Below are 17,336 nucleotides of genomic sequence, written 5' to 3' on the forward strand. Positions count from 1 at the left end.
CATCCCCAAGTTACTGAACTGATAGAATGGAGAAAAGCATATGACGAATCGTGAAATGATGGAGATTGCCATGAGGCAGTCTGCGGAAGATATGGGATGCCATGTAGAAGATTTCAAGGCGGACAAAAATGTTGTTGTTCCCATAAATTTAGGAAAGAAAGCTCGCAAATATTTGAAAGAGCCTATTACCTGCAATCTGGTTTCCTATGGAAATAATATCATGGCAGCTTCCATACCGGAGACTATGGATCTGGTATCTGCGTATGTAGACAACTTCGAGTTTTACCACTGTTTTGAGACACCAAACATGCATTGGCTGAATGAACGTTTAGTTGAAAAAGGGCACAAAATATGTTTCATGGCAGAATACTATCTGCCGGACATCAGCCGGATACCGACTCTTTCCTGTGCCTATGTGACACGAGTATTAACACAGGAAGCTTTTGCGGATTTGTATCTGCCGGAATGGAGCAATGCGCTTTGCGAAGATCGGAAGAATCTGGATGTACTTGGCGTCGGCGCATATGATGGAAGCACGCTGGTGGGACTTGCCGCCTGTTCTGCCGATTGCGACGATATGTGGCAGATTGGTGTGGATGTCTTGCCTGAATACAGACGACAGGGGATTGCCTCTGCACTGACAAGCAGACTTACAAAAGAGATCATAAACAGGGGAAAAGTACCTTTTTACTGTACCGCCTGGTCTAATGTCAGATCTGTAAGAAACGCTGTCAAAAGCGGTTTTATACCGGCATGGGTAGAAATGACTGCAAAACCGGCAAATATTGTTGATGAGATGAATTTATGAAGGAACCTTCCCTGTCGATTCCCGCTGAATCAGCTGTGCATGCAACAAATACGTACTGATTGGGATGTGATTGAGAAGACTTGACAATGCAAAAAATCCACTTTTTCCGAGCTCCAGCCGATCTTGTCTGATGGTTGTAAGGGGCGGTGACGTACAAGCAGCAATCGGCAGATCATCAAATCCGATAATGCTGATATCATCAGGAATCTGGAATCCCAGCTGCTGACATTGCGTGAGCGTTGCACTAGCAAGGGTATCCTGGTTGCAAATAATAGCAGTGATTCCGTTTTCCAGAAAACGGGGAAGATGCTTTTCCATACATTCTGACAGATAATAAGAACAGCCGATAGCAGCAGGAGAAGTCTTCAGTCCATGCTGGTGCATGGAACGGAGAAAGGCAGCATGGCGTGCCTGGAGAACCCGGGCACCGAGGGAGCTGCTCAGATAGGCGATCTTCCGGTGTCCAAGTCCGGCAAGATAAGAGACGGCAAGCTCCATTCCCTCCTCATTATCAATACCTACATAAGCGGTGGAAGGATTCCCTACTATATAGTTGTCGAAAAGAACAGCCGGTGTGCGGCTGATTTTAAAGTCTTGAATCCAGGGATCGCTCAGGGAAAAGCCGACCACAAAAGCTCCTATATAATCATGCTCCAGCATAAAAACATCATAATGCTGGTTTCTTTGGGTCTTAATATCAACGGGTACAATTTCAACATCAAATCCGGCAGGTTCTGCCATCTGACGAAAACCCACCAGGATATCATAGGCAAAATGATGCGGTTCCTGATACCGCATATTTTCTTTTTCTATTATAATACAGACTTTTTTCGTTGGTTTCTTATAACGCCGCAGCTTCGTATAACCCAGAGCTACGGCAGTTTCCAAAACCTGTTTCCGTAAAGCATCGCTGATATCAGGCGCGTCATTGAGCGCTTTGGATACCGTGCTCTTGGAAACTCCCATTTTATCAGCAATATCCTGAATGGTAGTCATAATCGGCAATCCTTTCACAAAACAAAAAATGTAAACTCCCAGCTATCATAGGTGTCAAAAGACCTTTTGATCCCGGTATCATTATATAAAATCATAAGATAAAAAGCAATCAATACCTTGAAAAAGAAATGTTTCGTTAAGTTTCGAAAAAAGAAAGCATCCTGCACAAAAATCATCCTGAAAATTATCTGAATTTTACGAAAGCGCAGGGAAAAATGGAAATTGATTGACGAAGAAATAAAAAAGGCTTATAGTAAAGTTACGAAACAATGCGAAACAAAAGTGATCGTGTTTCTTACAAGGATGCAAAAAACAGCTTTAGAGCTATACGGGAGGAAAATGAGATGGAATTTAGCGGTGTATACCATAAAACTTCAGAACAGATGAGTTATGCCCTGGATGAGGACAGACTGATTGTCAATATCAAGACAGGATATGATGTAAAACAGGTTTTTATCCATTACGGAGATCCTTATGAAGCCGGAATTTTGGGCGGAAAAGAAAAGTGGATCGGAAAAAGAGAGGAAATGATATATAAAAAACGTCTGCCTTATCAGATCTGGTGGACAACAACGCTTCTTCCGGAATACAAAAGATGCAAATATTATTTCGAGCTGCGGACGGAAAAGGAAGTCTGGTATTATTTTGAGGATGGTTTCCTGACAGAAGAACAGCTCCGGATGGATGGCCGTATGCAGCAGTGCTTTATTGTACCCTGGATGAACCCGGCAGATATCAATCGCACACCGGCATGGGTAAACGAAACGATCTGGTATCAGATTTTCCCGGATCGGTTCTGCAACGGGACACCGGAAAAAAACGGAGATGATATCACACCCTGGAGAAATCACGGAACCGTAACAAACGAAGAAAAATTCGGAGGAAATCTGGAAGGGATCCGTCAGAGATTATCGTATCTGCAGGAACTTGGGATTACCGGTATTTATCTGAATCCGATTATGAAAGCAGAGTCCAACCACAAATATGATACGACCGATTATACAAAAATAGATCCGTCCTTTGGCGATGCAGAGACGATGAAAGCGCTTTGCAGAGAAGCACATGAAAAAGGAATCCGTATTATGGTAGATGCGGTGTTTAATCATAGTGGAAGAAAATTTGAGCCGTGGATAGATATCCTGGAGCATGGAAAAGAGTCTCGTTATGCGGACTGGTTTATGGTAGAAGGCTGGGAACAGGTTCAAAAAAGGGGAGATACCAGAGACCGACGGTTCTATTCCTTTGCATTTACAGACGGGATGCCAAAGCTGAATACAAACAACGAAGAGGTGATACAGTATTTCTGTAAAATCTGTGAGGACTGGGTACGGGAGTTTGATATCGACGGAATTCGTTTCGATGTAGGAAACGAAGTGTCGCACAGGTTCTTAAAGCGGATAAGGGAGCATTTAAAAACGATAAAGCCGGATATTTATCTTCTGGGGGAAATCTGGCATGATGCAAGCCAGTGGCTGCAGGGAGATGAATATGATTCTGTCATGAACTACCCGCTGCTGAGCGGAATCCATGATTTCTTTCTTGATAAAACAATGAAAAAAGAAGAATTTGAATATATGGTAAACCGTTGCTATACCATGTATATGCAGCAAAATAACGATGTACTTTTTAATCTCCTGGATTCCCACGATACCGAGAGGCTGATGAACCGTTTTCACGATCTGGACAAGTTCTACCAGCAGCTTGCAATCCTTTTTACGCTTCCGGGAAGCCCCTGTATTTATTATGGAACGGAGATCGCAATGGAAGGCGCTCATGATCCGGACTGCAGAAGATGTATGCCTTGGAGTGAAATTGAAAGCGAAGAGAATCAGAAAAAAATTGCAACGATGCGGAAACTGATCATGCTTCGAAGAAATGAAAAAGTGTGCAGAAGCCTGCATTTCCATTTTCCGAATGGTTATGAAAATGATCGGTGTGTAGAGTATATTAAACTAGACGAAGAGGGAAATAAAATCGAAGTTCTGCTCAACGCATCGGATGAGGAGATAAAAGTAAAAGGAGACGGGGAAGTACTTTTTGCCCGGGAATTTGATGGAGAGATACTTGGTGTAAATGGAACGTTAATTCGCAGGATGTAAGGGTTTCACCTGTTAGAAATATGTGCAGACAGGCACAAAAAAAGCATGTTTTCTGGAAAAGCCACCGGAAAACATGCTTTTTTGATCTCTTGACTCGCCAAAAACATAAGTAAGGAGCCATTTTTCGAAGGAAAATGAGCGGATTACGAATGTTTTTGAAGATTGCGTGAGTGCAAAGCACATAGCAATCTGGTATCGCAGTGATCAGACGTTTAAAATACCGAACGACTGCAGCAGCAGCGCGGCAAGGAGCACGGGTGCAATAAACTTCACCATGACGATATACAGCCTCTTTCGACCGAACTTATATCCTCCCAGCGTCACCTCATCGATGATGACCTGCGGCTTTACAACCCATCCGATCAGAATACAGGAGAGAAGTGCAACAAGCGGCATCAGAAGGTTATTGCTGATAAAATCCATGACATCCAGGATCTGAGCCGTTGCGCCATTTGGAAGCTTCAGTTCAAAATAAAGCGCATTGTAGCCGAGGCATACGATGATACCGACGAGACATGCATAAACGGTTACAATAACCGTGCTTTTCTTTCTGCTGATGTGAAATTTGTCGATCATACAGGAAACAATGGACTCCATGACCGATACGGAAGATGTAATGGCTGCAAAGGAGACCATAAGAAAGAAAATGGTTCCGATTACGCCGCCTGCTGCTCCCATGGACTGAAAGACCTTCGGCAGGGAGACAAACATCAGACCAGGGCCAGCGGACATACCCTCTGCTCCCATAAAGGTAAATACAGCAGGAACGATCATCAAACCGGCAAGCAGCGCAACAATGGTGTCAAAAATCTCAATCTGATTGATCGATTTCATCAGGTTTGTTTCTTTTTTTACGTAGGAACCGTAGGCAACCATGATACCCATCGCAACGCTGATCGAAAAGAAAAGCTGTCCGAGTGCATCGACAAAGACGGTGAAAAATTTCTGCGGCGTCATTCCCTTAAAATTCGGAACGAGATAAATTTTCATACCCTGCAGTCCCGTACGGACGACACCGTCTGCATCGGTATGGGTCAGGGTCAGAGAAAAAACAGAAATTCCGATGATTAAAATCAGAAGGATCGGCATCAGAATTTTGCTGTAGTTTTCAATTCCCTTATTGACACCACGATATACAACGAATGCGGTAAGAAAAAGATAGATTCCCAACCACACAATCGGCTGCCATGTACCGGTAATATAGCCGGTAAAGTAACCATCCTCGGCAGCAGCAGTGCCATGTCCGGTGAGAAACACAGACAGGTATTTTAATACCCAGCCGCCAATGGAGCAGTAGTAAGGCAGGATGACAACCGGCACGATACTGGCGAGAAGGCCAAGACCGTTCCAGCCCGGGTGAATTTTACCGTAAGCGACAAGCGGACTTTGTCCGGTTTTTCTTCCGATGGCAATATCAGTTGTCAGCAGGGTAAATCCAAAGGTCAGAGCCAGTACGATATAAACTAAAATAAAGGTTCCGCCTCCGTCTTTTGCGGCAAGATAAGGGAAACGCCAGATATTTCCCAGTCCAACCGCGCTTCCTGCAGCAGCAAGCACGAAGCCGATCGATCCGGTAAAGCTGCCGCGCGTATGTTTCTTTTCCATATAAGATACATCTCCTTATTGATAGACTGACTGTTTTTAACAGCCGAATACTTCTATTATAAAGTTCGGACGATACTTCGTCAACCAGAAGATCTATAGATTGACAATTTCGATTAGTTGTACTATCATCTAATTAGTTGTATATGCATCTATTTGAAACAGATCGAGAATGGACAGGAGGAACAGAAAAATGGATCCAACAGAACGGAAAATAACAAAAATAGCGCGGGAAGCCGGGAAATTTACGGTGCAGGCAATGAAAGAAGAAGGCATCGGTACGGCAGAATTTGACTTTATCCATCTGGTGCGCCATCATCCAGGCATCACCCAGACGGAAGTGCGCGAACAGTTAAAGATTGATAAAGGAGCCGCTGCAAGGCGCGCTGCAAGCCTTGAGACAAAGGGATATCTGATCCGGAAACCGAATCCGTGGGACGGCAGAAGCCAGCTTCTGTATGCTACGGAAAAAGCAGAATCCTTGAAAAATTCCAAAGCAGAAATTGAAACGGTTTTTTATGAATGGCTGCTTTTGGAGCTTCCGGAAAAGGAGGCAGAAAGCTTCTGCGAAACACTGGACAAGCTGTACTGGAAATCGAAGAGAGAACGGCAGAATCATTTTGCGGAACTTTCAAAAATTTTAAGGGAAAAAGCAGATAAAACAATAAAAGCAACAGCAGAAGGAGGCAGCAGCGATGAAGGATGAAACCTTTCGCCCGAACCGGATGCTCTCTTACTTTCAGGAAGAATGGAAAATTCTCTTTTTTGTTACGGTTTCCGGTCTCATCTATAATCTGGGACTTCTTGCAGGCCCCTGGTTTGAGGGAAAAATGACAGGAAAGCTGGTTGATCTCCTCGGCGGCACAGGAACCTTCCACCAGATGCTGATGCTGGTCACGGCCTATGTCGTGAGTATTGGCATTGTGCAGGTTTCCCGCTATTTCAAACGGTTCTATGTCAGAAGATTTGCCAACAACGTCAACCGGCATATGAAGCAGATTCTTTACGGAACGCTGGTTCGCAAAAGCCGTTTGGAGCTGGAAGCGGAAGGTACCGGAAATATACTGACGAAGGCCATTCTCGATGTAGACGATTGCGTAGAAGGAATGCGGAAATTTACAACGGAAATCTTTGATACCGGTGTTGCTCTTCTCGCCTATGCGTGTATGCTGCTCTGGTACGACTGGCGCCTGGCTCTTCTCTGCATGATTTTCCCACCCATTTCCTACGTGATTGCCGAAAAGATGAAGGTCATGGTACAGAAAACGGGCGCTGCCTATAAGGTACAGTCGGGTGCATTAAGTGCTGCAACCCTGGACCGTGCGACAAATGCCATCACGTATCGTGTCTTTGGCTGTGAGGAGGACAGAAAGGCCGCTTATGAGGAGAATCTTTCGGCTTACGAATCTGCCGCTGTGCGCGCCAATATCTGGAACACAGCTATGCCGCCGATTTATCGTATGATCTCGATGACGAGCATTCTGTTTATCCTGTATTTTGGAGGCAGGAACGTCCTGCATGAGGGTTGGACACCGTGGACCATTGCTGTATTTACCACATTTTTGTCCTGCTACACGAAGCTTGCCACCAAATCATCGAGCGCTGCGAAACTTTTTAATGCGGTACATAAAGCGCAGGTTTCCTGGAAACGAATTAAACCTTTGCTGCAGAATTCCAAAACAGAACCGGAGCTTCCGGCCGCAGCACCTGCAGAGCTTAACGTCGATCACCTGCATTTTGCTTATCCAAACGGAAAAGAGATCATCCATGACCTGTCGTTTCAAGCGTCTCCTGGCCAGATCATCGGTGTGACGGGACCTGTCGCATGCGGAAAGTCAACGCTTGGAAAGACTTTTCTCTGCGAGTCGCCGTATGAGGGAAGCATCACCTTCGGCGGAAAAGAACTTGGAAAAATGGAAAAAGCAGACCGGAACCGCATGGTCGGTTATCTTGGCCATGACCAGGAGCTGTTCCATGGAAGTGTGGAAGAGAATATCCGTCTCGGGGGAAAAGAGGGCGCAGAGGAGATGATCCGAGTCGTCTGCCTGGAAGATGAAGTGAAAGCAATGGAAAACGGAATCCATACCCTGGTCGGAACGGGCGGTATCCGCCTCTCCGGTGGTCAGGCGCAGCGCCTTGCCCTTGCGCGAACCCTGTACCACAAACGGCCGGTTCTGGTTCTCGACGATCCGTTTTCGGCACTCGACAAAGAGACGGAGGCACAAATTTTTGTAAATTTAAAGGAGCTGGCAAAAGACTCTATTATAATCCTCATTTCCCATCGCCTCTATCTGTTCGACCAGATGGATCAGGTCATCTGGATGGATGAGTGCCATACGAAGGTCGGCACACATGAAGAACTCCTTGCAACGGTTCCGTCCTACGCAGAGCTCTGCAGCAATCAGACGAAGGGAGGAAGCTTTTGATGCAAAAGAAAGAATCTGTATTGCGGGTAATCAAAGAAACCGTTCGAAAACACGGCGTTTTATCAGCCGCACTTTTGGGAGTCGTCTGTGGTGCGGTTATTTTCGCACTGCTCCCGCCTCTTGTGCTGGCACAGCTGATTGACCTTTTGACAAAGAAGCATACCCTCTGGATGGAAGGAATTCTGCTGTATTTCGGACTTCTTGCCCTGACGGGTCTTCTGGAGTCGGCACGAGAGAGTCTTCTGACGGTATTCGGCCAGAAAATTACACATGCACTCCGAAGCAGTCTGATGGAAAAGTTCGGACGCCTTTCCGCCAACGAGCTGAACCGCCAGGAGCCGGGCGCTCTCGTATCAAGATTTGTCGGTGACGTCGACACAGTGGAAAACCTGTTTACCTCCGGGATCATCAGTATGTTTGCCGATGCGTGCAAAATCTTAAGCATTCTTGCCGTCATCTGGGTGACTAATCGTGGACTTACGATTGTTCTGATTATTTTACTCCCTGTTCTGTTCCTCTTTACCCGTTACATCCAGAAAAACATGCTGACCTCCCAGATTGCCAATCGCCGTGCAGTCAGCCGTGCTTCGGGTCACGTTCCGGAGACGCTGCACAACATCCGTACCATCCACTGTCTGCAGAAAGAGACGTATATGGAGCAGCAGTATGCGCACTATATTGATGACAGCTACAGCGCAATGGAGAAGACCAATTTTTACGATGCCGTCTATTCTCCGGTCATCCTGATTTTAAATGCCATTGTTGTTGCTGTTGTCATGCTGCTTTCGGCCTCCGGCAATTCGACCGTTTTAAAGCTGTTCGGCATGTCCGCCGGAACCGCCGTTGCTGTTATAAACTATATTTCCCAGATCTTTGCTCCGGTCGAAAGTCTTGGTATGGAAATCCAGACAATTCAGTCTGCGTTTGCCGGTATGGAAAGAATCAATGAATTTTACAGCCTGGAAGAGAAGAAAGAGCCGGCTGCGCTGACTGAAAATACAGATTACGGCATAGCGGCTGAGCTAAAAAATGTGACGTTTGGATATGACGAAAGCCAGGTCATCTTAAACGATGTAAGTCTGCAGATCAAAAAAGGCGAGCAGGTAACACTTTTGGGACGAACGGGTGCCGGAAAGAGTACTATTTTCAAACTGCTGCTCGGTTTATATGAGCCACAGAAAGGAATGGTTCTGATTTGGGGCGTTCCATCTGTCGATCTGCCGGATGCGAAGAAACGAAAGGTTTTCGGCTATGTGGAGCAGTCGTTCCACATGGTGCCGGGATCGGTAAAAGACCAGATTACTTTGTATGATGCAAAGATTTCGGATACAGATGTAAAAAAAGCAGCAGAGCTGACCGGACTTGCAAAGACCATCGAGGCGCTTCCGGACCAATATGATACGATCTGTACACAGGATCTCTTCTCACAGGGTCAGTGGCAGCTCCTCTCGATTGCCCGTGCAGCCGCAGCGGAGCCTGAAATTCTGCTCCTCGATGAGATTACCGCAAACCTTGATGCAGAGACGGAAAAAATGGTATTAAATGCATTGCAAAGGGTTTCCAAAAACCGTACCGTAATTTCCATTTCCCACCGAACTATGGCAGAAACGGGACGCGTGATTCCAATTTCATAATTTCTTTTCGTTCATTAAATTTTTGAAACAAAGCGTGCCGGATGCATTCTGACAAAAAAAGATGCGCCGACACGCTTTCTTTGTCCCGCCAGGCAGAACAAAATAGAGCGGAGGAGCGAGTTTCAATTGACACAAAAAAGGGGAGCAAGTACAATAAAAGTAACGAAAAGAGAGGAGGCGGTATTCAGTTGAAAAAGAGAAAATGGAAATTCCGCATCGCAGGCGGCGCTGTCACGCTGCTGGGCATCTATCTGATGGCGGTCGGCTACGGAGAGACGATCACACTCACCATCGCCACGGTTGTCCTGATTTTCGGCATTGCCATCTGGTCCATGGCAACCCCGGAGAACTACAATTCCATGACGGATATGATTGCCATGATCTCCATGGAGAAGCCGCGGAAAATCGAAGAATTTTATGAGGCTTACAAGAACGTCGATACACCGTTCGGTTCTGCATGGCTTGCAAAATTCTACACGATGCGGCAGAAAGCACTCGTTTTCGGACCGGACGCCAAGGGAGAATATCTCTACTTCTGGCTGACCAAAGACGGTCATGTCGGTTATTTGGGATATTCCTTCATCGAAGGCTTTATCAAAAAGAAACTCACCACACCCGTGTATCCGATTCATGAAGATGTTGCAGAGAACCTCGCAGACCATCTAAGCTACCATTCCGATCTGATGATGTTCCAGAGCGAATTAAAAGCGAATCTGGAGCATTTCGTCAAAACTGGAACGGTACAGCCGTTTCAGAAGATTTCGGCGTCCCAGATTTACACTTTCACGGAGGATTACCGCCTGACGGGCCAGCATTTCGATCTGGAGGATACAGACGGAAACCTGGTTTACGAGATCGACAGCACCGTGCCGCTGAAAACATTTTATATCTACGATGCGATGCACACCGAAATCTTCCGTATGACGAAGGAACTGCTCCACGCGCTGCCGACGTACCGTTTTTATCTGTACGGCGAGCCGTATGGTGTGTTGAAAAAGCAGTTTGCACTCGTACGGGATCAGTTCTCGATGGAACTGCCGGAGGGAAAACTGGAACTCCGGGAATACGCCGGCTCCATCGGCCACAATTACTCGGTAAAACTGAACGGAACTATGATCGGCGCCATCGTCGACAATATGGATCTTACCGTCGGAAACATCATGTTCGACAATGCGTTTCTGATTGTCTACGATGCAAAATATCTGCCGCAGCTGACCGCACTCGCTGTGATGGCGGCAAGAGAACTGGCACGCGACAAAGACGGCGGTCTTTCCAATCGGTCCTGACAAAAGAAAGAGAGGGGAATCTATGAGAAAAACGACAAAATTGTTTTTGGGTTTTACAGCAGGACTTCTGCTTCTGTGCGGCTGCTCGGCGGCAGAAGAAAAGTTAGGGTATGAAAACGCGGATGTGGCAAAAGAAGCCCTTGCATCGGCTTCGTCCGTCCGCATGCGCTGTGATCTGGATAACGTTGACGCTTCGGGAAACATTTATGCGGATGAAAAGGCTGCCGCGTATATGAAAAACAGCGGTCTCTTTGATCAGACCTGGACGATCTCTATTTCCGGCGAAGAATGGTTCCATATGAAAATTGTGACGGACGAAGAAATCAATAAGATGACAAAATCCGCTACTACCTATGCATTCTATGATCCGGACAACAACCTGCTTGGCTATGCACAGGAGCGCGTGACGACACCGGATCAGATGCCGGAAGCGTATTACATTATTTTTCTCGATGCAGATCTGAACGAAAAACCATATTACGCATCAGAGGATGGACATACCATTTATACAGAGGGCGGAACGGTGATCGGTTCTGCGAAAAAAGAGATGGACTGGTCCGGTTCACAGTGCAATCTCTATGTGAACCTGGAGGATAACGGTACGCAGGTGATGGATTTCCAGGATAAATACGCCTTGCTCGATATGATGTACGATGAGGCAAATGAGTATTACAAAGATAACAAGTAAGGCGGAGGAAAAAGGCAGTTGAAAAAGAGAATATATACAGCCGCTGGTCTTTTTCTTGCCGCCGCTCTGGTGCTTGGCGGCTGCGGAAAAGAAAGAGTGCCGGAATCTGAGTTTGCAACTGCGGATGAGGCAAAAGAGGCGCTTACATCGGCAGAAACCATAGAAATCTACTTTGACCTGTATGGAAGTAAACGAAAGACGAAGATTGTGGCAGACGGAAAAGTGGCGGGCTATCTTCAGAAGAATACGGTCTATATCAACGAGGAGGAGTGGTTTTCGATTGACTATGTGGAGGATGAGCCCATCAATGACAGAGAAGGCTCCGGCACGACGTACGGCTATTACGACGCATCCGGTACGTGTCTTGGCTATGCGCAGGAGCAGTATGTGGATACCTCCTATGGAAAAGATACAAGACTGATTTTCCTTGATGTAGATGAAACGCCGCTCGATTACCAGAGTTCGAGAAGCGGCAGGATTCTGTATGATGAAAATGACGAGGAGATCGGCAGCGGAAAGATCGGGCGATCAGGGGTCAGTCTTCTTGACCAGTGGTACACGAATCTTTACTGTGCCGTCTTTAAGACCGAGACGGACGGCACGCGGCAGATTGATTTCATGGACCGGATGGCGATGCTGTGGCGTCTGGAGCGCGATTACCGCTCAATTGACGACAATCCTGTCAACACCGGCGTGCAGATTTATGAAACGGTTGCCGTTGTTTTTGTGCTGATCCTGTTGATTGGTTCGTCTTTCTCAAAATGGAGACAAAAAAAGAAAAATTAAAGGGAATGCTCGCTTCCTGGACGGCTGGTTTTGAGAAAAAACCACTGACAGGAAGGGGGCATTTTATACGCTTGTGAATCTTGCACAATTTCTGGTTTCATGCTAAAATTGTGCAGGTATGACGTTTGTTATACTTCTTATATTTATTCTTGAGAAAAGGTATGAAATACAAATGAACGATACAGAAACAAAAAACACAGCGGTAAAAGCGCCGGCACTGATGTCCACGCGGCCTGTGACAGCACAGGATGCGCTGGATCAGTGTGAGAAGCTTTCGCCTATGATGGTACATTATTGCCAGACGAAGACGGGCTTGACTGACCCGGCTAATACCATTTTGTTTTACCGCTTAGGTGATTTCTACGAAATGTTCTTCGAAGATGCCACCCTGGTATCCAAAGAACTTGAGCTTACGCTGACCGGAAAGGACTGCGGCATGGAGGAGCGCGCTCCGATGTGCGGTATCCCGTATCACGCTGCAGAAGGGTATATCAACCGTCTTGTAGAGAACGGCCATAAGGTTGCGATCTGCGAGCAGATGGAGGACCCAAAGCAGGCAAAGGGCATGGTAAAGCGCGAAGTCATCCGCGTTGTCACACCGGGTACGACGCTGATCCCGCAGGGACTTGATGAGACGAAGAACAACTACATCATGTCGATCGTCTGCATGGAGGGATGCTTCGGTATCTCTACGGCAGATATCTCCACCGGCCAGTGCCTCGTCACGGAAATGGACAAGCCTCGCCGCCTTGTGGATGAGATCACGAAGTTTATGCCGGCGGAAATCATCTGCAATCAGTCGTTCCTGCTCTGCGGGATCGATGTGGAGGATCTCCGGACCCGCCTTCATATCTGCGTGAATGCATTGGAAGACTGGTATTTCGACGATGATATCTGCCGCCGTACGCTGCAGGAACAGTTCCATGCTGCTACGATGGAAGGCCTTGGCATCGCCGATTACAACTGCGGAACAATTGCAGCCGGTGCGCTGTTCCAGTATCTGCACGAGACACAGAAATCGGATCTGTCTCACATGAACTCGATTACACCGTATGTGACGGACAAATATATGCTGATCGACAGCTCCAGCCGCCGGAATCTGGAACTGGTGGAAACGCTGCGGGAGAAGCAGAAACGCGGCTCCCTCCTCTGGGTTCTCGACAAAACCCGCACGGCGATGGGCGCGCGTCTTCTGCGAAGCTACGTGGAGCAGCCATTGATCGACGAGGATGAAATCAATGCAAGACTCGATGCTGTAGAGGCTCTAACGGGGCAGGCGATGCTCCGCGAGGAAATCCGTGAATACCTCCGTCCGGTTTATGACCTTGAGCGTCTCGTCGGAAGAATCAGCTACCAGTCCGCGAATCCGCGTGACCTGATCGCCTTTAAATCGTCGCTGCAGATGCTGCCTTACATCAAGCAGCTCTTAAACTCGTTTGACGGCGGCGCTTTGGCGCAGATTCAGGAGGATCTCGACCCGCTGGAAGACCTCTATCAGCTTGTCGATGCGGCAATCGTGGATGATCCACCGTATCTGATGCGCGACGGCGGTATGATCAAAGACGGCTACAACGAGATGGTCGATAATTACCGCCATGCAAAGACAGAAGGAAAGCAGTGGCTGAGTGAACTTGAGGCGAGTGAGCGGGAGAAAACCGGTATCAAAAACATGAAGGTCAAGTACAACAAGGTATTTGGCTATTATCTGGAAGTTACGAACTCGTTTAAAGACCTTGTACCGGATTACTATACCAGAAAACAGACGCTGACGAACGCCGAGCGCTACATCACACCGCGTCTGAAGGAGTTGGAAGATACGATTCTTGGCGCAGAGGACAAGCTGTACGCTCTGGAATATGATCTTTTCTGTACGGTGCGCGATACGGTTGCCGGTGAGGCGGAGCGGATTCAGCGCACGGCGCAGGCTCTGGCACGGCTCGATGTGTATGCATCACTTTCCTACGTTGCCGAGCACAATCACTATGTGCGTCCGAAGCTGAACAGCCGAGGAAAGATTGATATCAAGGATGGCCGTCACCCAGTGGTCGAGAAGATGATTCCAAACGATATGTTTATCGCAAACGATACCCTGCTTGACAACGGTGACCACCGCGTTTCCGTCATCACCGGACCGAACATGGCCGGTAAATCGACGTATATGCGCCAGACGGCCCTCATTGTGCTGATGGCACAGATCGGTTCGTTTGTTCCGGCTTCGAAGGCAAACATCGGTATTGTGGACCGGATCTTTACCCGTGTCGGCGCATCCGATGACCTGGCAAGCGGCCAGAGTACGTTTATGGTTGAGATGACGGAGGTGGCGAATATTCTTCGGAATGCAACCTCGAACAGTCTGCTGATTCTCGATGAGATCGGAAGAGGAACGAGTACGTTCGACGGTCTTTCGATCGCCTGGGCGGTGATTGAGCATGTGGCGAATCCGAAGCTGCTCGGCGCAAAGACACTGTTCGCTACGCATTACCATGAGCTGACTGAGCTTGAAGGAAAGCTTCCGGGCGTGCACAACTACTGTATTGCCGTCAAGGAAAAGGGCGACGATATCGTATTCCTGCGTAAAATTGTACAGGGCGGCGCAGATAAGAGCTACGGTATCCAGGTAGCGCGTCTTGCGGGAGTGCCGGAGTCAGTGCTCTCCCGGGCGCAGGAGCTGGTGGAGCAGCTGAGCGATGCCGATATCACTGCTGCGGTCAAGGATCTGACCATGCAGAAGAAACCGAAGGCAAAGCCGGTTCACTACGACGAGGTCGATATGGCACAGATGTCGCTGTTCGATACGGTGCAGGACGATGATATCATCAAAGAGCTCTCGGAGCTTGATATCTCGAATATGACACCGATGGATGCTTTAAATACCCTGTACCGTTTCCAGGGAAAGGTGAAAAACCGCTGGAAATAGGGGAATACTGGATCAGAACATAAGTTAGAATCAATCCGAAACAGAAAGGAACAACATGGCTACCATAGCAGTACTGGATCAGAATACGATCGATAAAATTGCGGCCGGTGAGGTCGTGGAACGGCCGGCTTCCGTGGTAAAGGAGCTGGTGGAAAATGCAATGGACGCCGGTGCGACGGCGATCACCGTGGAAATCCGCGACGGCGGTATCTCGCTGGTGCGGATCACGGACAATGGAAGCGGCATTCCGGCCGAACAGGTGCCGCTCGCTTTTCTGCGCCACGCGACGAGCAAGATCCGTTCCGTGGAAGAACTCGTGCAGATTGCATCTCTTGGCTTCCGCGGCGAGGCGCTCTCGAGTATCTCGGCGGTTGCGCAGATCGAGATGATTACGAAAACGCCGGATGCGCTGACGGGAACGCGGTATGTGATTGAGGGCGGCGCGGAGAAGGCCAATGAGGAGGTCGGTGCCCCGACCGGAACAACCTTTCTGGTCCGGAATCTTTTTTACAACACGCCGGCTCGTCAGAAATTCTTAAAAACGCCGGTTACGGAGGCGAATGCGGTGACTTCCGTTGTGGAGCAGCTTGCGCTGTCGCATCCGGGGATTTCGTTTAAATATATGGTGAATTCACAGGTGAAGCTCCATACGAGCGGCAACCGGAATTTAAAAGAACTGGTCTATAATATTTACGGCCGCGACATTGCGCGGGAGCTGATCGAGATTCACTCGGAAAGCCCGCTGATGACGATCGACGGCTTTATCGGAAAACCGGTGATCTCGAGGGGAAACCGGAATTTTGAAAATTATTACGTGAATGGACGGTATGTGCGGAGCAAGCTGCTCGCCCGTGCGATTGAGGACGGATATCAAACATCGATGATGCAGCATAAATATCCGTTTACGCTGTTCTATGTCCAGATGGATGGAGAGGCGGTGGATGTCAATGTGCATCCGACGAAGATGGAACTTCGTTTTTCTCATCAGGAGGAGATTTACCGTCAGATGCGCGATATGATCTCAGGTGCGCTGAATCACAGGGAGCAGATTGTGAATGTTTCGCTTTCTTCCGACAGGGAACGGAAAGCAGAGGAAAAAGCGGCACGGAAAGAACAGATTGTTGTTCCGGAACCGTTCGAGCAGAAACGGCAGGTAAAAGAAGGCTTTGCACGGCAGTCCCTTCCGGTGGAGCCGGTTTCCAGCCAGAGCAGAAGAATGCCAATTTTCCCGGAGGTGGAACGAAATGGATACCGCGCAGCGAAAACGTATGTGCCGGTTCAGCAGATGACGGGAATGACGCGGGAAGAGGAAGAACTGTTTGAGCCGGGTGCAGGAAACGTGCCAAAGACGGCAGACCTCTCAAACGCGGACGCAATACAGCATCAGCAGGAGCCAGATGCAGCTCCAACGGTATCTTCCATGCCGGAAGAATCCTCATCTGCATCTGCTTCGCCTGAGCCAGAAGGCCAGATGCAGCTCTTTGATGAGCAGTTTCTTACCCCGGAGGCAGAGAAATCGCACCGCATCATCGGCCAGGTTTTCGATACGTACTGGCTGATTCAGTACGGCGAGAATCTCTACATCATCGATCAGCATGCCGCGCACGAAAAGGTACTGTTCGAGCGGATGATGAAAAATTACCGGGAAAAGAACGTCACCTCCCAGATGGTGAGTCCTCCGCTGATCGTCTCCTTAACGCCGCAGGAAGCAGATCTTGTGACCCGTTACATGGACGTTTTCCAGTCCTTCGGCTACGAAATTTCCCCGTTCGGCGGAAAAGACTATGCGATCAACGCCGTGCCGCACAACCTGTACGGTATTGCGACGGAGGAGCTGTTTATCGAGATTCTCGACAATCTTGAGGAGGTCCGCGAAAAGCCGCTGGAGATTTTAAAAGACCGTCTGGCGACGATGTCGTGCAAGGCCGCCGTAAAGGGCAACAATCATCTTTCCTATGCAGAGGCGGAGCAGCTCATTGCCGAGCTTTTGACGCTCGAAGATCCGTATCACTGCCCGCACGGCCGGCCGACGATCATTTCCCTCTCGAAACGGGAACTGGAAAAGAAATTTAAGAGAATTGTGTAGGTGATTTT

12 protein-coding genes are annotated in these 17,336 nt (G+C 48.2%); 10 read left to right on the forward strand and 2 right to left on the reverse strand.

Going from position 1 to position 17,336, the window contains the following annotated elements:
• The first annotated feature begins 40 nt into the window (after positions 1-40).
• Positions 41-808, forward strand: a complete 768-nt coding sequence (locus tag DWZ44_RS12080; protein ID WP_117804962.1) for a GNAT family N-acetyltransferase — start codon at positions 41-43, stop codon at positions 806-808.
• Here DWZ44_RS12080 and DWZ44_RS12085 read toward each other — a convergent pair.
• Positions 803-1,804 carry a LacI family DNA-binding transcriptional regulator gene (locus DWZ44_RS12085; protein ID WP_117804963.1) on the reverse strand — a complete coding sequence of 334 codons (1,002 nt, stop codon included), beginning with the start codon at positions 1,802-1,804 and terminating at the stop codon, positions 803-805. The genes DWZ44_RS12080 and DWZ44_RS12085 overlap by 6 nt on opposite strands.
• A gap of 344 nt (positions 1,805-2,148) precedes the next feature.
• Here DWZ44_RS12085 and DWZ44_RS12090 point away from each other — a divergent pair, with 344 nt between their 5' ends.
• On the forward strand, positions 2,149-3,903 hold the full coding sequence (locus DWZ44_RS12090; protein ID WP_117761516.1) for a glycoside hydrolase family 13 protein: 1,755 nt from the start codon (positions 2,149-2,151) through the stop codon (positions 3,901-3,903).
• 204 nt (positions 3,904-4,107) lie between these two features.
• Here DWZ44_RS12090 and DWZ44_RS12095 read toward each other — a convergent pair whose 3' ends face one another.
• On the reverse strand, positions 4,108-5,508 hold the full coding sequence (locus DWZ44_RS12095) for a sodium-dependent transporter (RefSeq protein ID WP_117508917.1): 1,401 nt from the start codon (positions 5,506-5,508) through the stop codon (positions 4,108-4,110).
• A gap of 190 nt (positions 5,509-5,698) precedes the next feature.
• Between DWZ44_RS12095 and DWZ44_RS12100 the strand changes: the two genes are divergently transcribed.
• From DWZ44_RS12100 to mutL, 8 genes are all read left to right on the forward strand, one after another.
• Positions 5,699-6,211 carry a MarR family winged helix-turn-helix transcriptional regulator gene (locus DWZ44_RS12100; protein ID WP_117804964.1) on the forward strand — a complete coding sequence of 171 codons (513 nt, stop codon included), beginning with the start codon at positions 5,699-5,701 and terminating at the stop codon, positions 6,209-6,211.
• Complete coding sequence (locus DWZ44_RS12105; RefSeq protein WP_117804965.1) at positions 6,201-7,931, forward strand: ABC transporter ATP-binding protein; 1,731 nt, start codon at positions 6,201-6,203, stop codon at positions 7,929-7,931. Before DWZ44_RS12100 ends, DWZ44_RS12105 begins: the two co-directional genes overlap by 11 nt.
• Entirely contained in the window at positions 7,931-9,565 is a 1,635-nt protein-coding gene (locus tag DWZ44_RS12110) for an ABC transporter ATP-binding protein (RefSeq protein WP_117804966.1), read from the forward strand. Before DWZ44_RS12105 ends, DWZ44_RS12110 begins: the two co-directional genes overlap by 1 nt.
• Positions 9,566-9,753: 188 nt before the next feature.
• On the forward strand, positions 9,754-10,851 hold the full coding sequence (locus tag DWZ44_RS12115; protein ID WP_117508921.1) for a hypothetical protein: 1,098 nt from the start codon (positions 9,754-9,756) through the stop codon (positions 10,849-10,851).
• Positions 10,852-10,873: 22 nt separating this feature from the next.
• A complete protein-coding gene (locus tag DWZ44_RS12120; protein ID WP_055228134.1) occupies positions 10,874-11,539 on the forward strand; it encodes a hypothetical protein in 666 nt (221 codons plus the stop codon).
• Positions 11,540-11,557: 18 nt separating this feature from the next.
• Complete coding sequence (locus tag DWZ44_RS12125) at positions 11,558-12,325, forward strand: hypothetical protein (protein WP_117508922.1); 768 nt, start codon at positions 11,558-11,560, stop codon at positions 12,323-12,325.
• A gap of 280 nt (positions 12,326-12,605) precedes the next feature.
• Complete coding sequence (mutS, locus tag DWZ44_RS12130; RefSeq protein ID WP_117509147.1) at positions 12,606-15,242, forward strand: DNA mismatch repair protein MutS; 2,637 nt, start codon at positions 12,606-12,608, stop codon at positions 15,240-15,242.
• Positions 15,243-15,297: 55 nt separating this feature from the next.
• Entirely contained in the window at positions 15,298-17,328 is a 2,031-nt protein-coding gene (mutL, locus tag DWZ44_RS12135; RefSeq protein ID WP_117508923.1) for a DNA mismatch repair endonuclease MutL, read from the forward strand.
• Positions 17,329-17,336: the final 8 nt, after the last annotated feature.

The sequence above is a fragment of the Blautia sp. AF32-4BH genome (assembly GCF_003460565.1).
Taxonomy (GTDB): Bacteria; Bacillota; Clostridia; order Lachnospirales; family Lachnospiraceae; genus Fusicatenibacter; species Fusicatenibacter saccharivorans.

Bases quoted from the DNA above. Each gene is read 5' to 3' on its own strand.
- DWZ44_RS12080 (WP_117804962.1), top strand. From the start codon at position 41: ATGACGAATCGTGAAATGATGGAGATTGCCATGAGGCAGTCTGCGGAA.
- mutL (WP_117508923.1), top strand. From the start codon at position 15,298: ATGGCTACCATAGCAGTACTGGATCAGAATACGATCGATAAAATTGCG.
- DWZ44_RS12085 (WP_117804963.1), bottom strand. From the start codon at position 1,804: ATGACTACCATTCAGGATATTGCTGATAAAATGGGAGTTTCCAAGAGC.
- DWZ44_RS12090 (WP_117761516.1), top strand. From the start codon at position 2,149: ATGGAATTTAGCGGTGTATACCATAAAACTTCAGAACAGATGAGTTAT.
- DWZ44_RS12120 (WP_055228134.1), top strand. From the start codon at position 10,874: ATGAGAAAAACGACAAAATTGTTTTTGGGTTTTACAGCAGGACTTCTG.
- mutS (WP_117509147.1), top strand. From the start codon at position 12,606: ATGATGGTACATTATTGCCAGACGAAGACGGGCTTGACTGACCCGGCT.
- DWZ44_RS12110 (WP_117804966.1), top strand. From the start codon at position 7,931: ATGCAAAAGAAAGAATCTGTATTGCGGGTAATCAAAGAAACCGTTCGA.
- DWZ44_RS12100 (WP_117804964.1), top strand. From the start codon at position 5,699: ATGGATCCAACAGAACGGAAAATAACAAAAATAGCGCGGGAAGCCGGG.
- DWZ44_RS12095 (WP_117508917.1), bottom strand. From the start codon at position 5,508: ATGGAAAAGAAACATACGCGCGGCAGCTTTACCGGATCGATCGGCTTC.
- DWZ44_RS12105 (WP_117804965.1), top strand. From the start codon at position 6,201: ATGAAGGATGAAACCTTTCGCCCGAACCGGATGCTCTCTTACTTTCAG.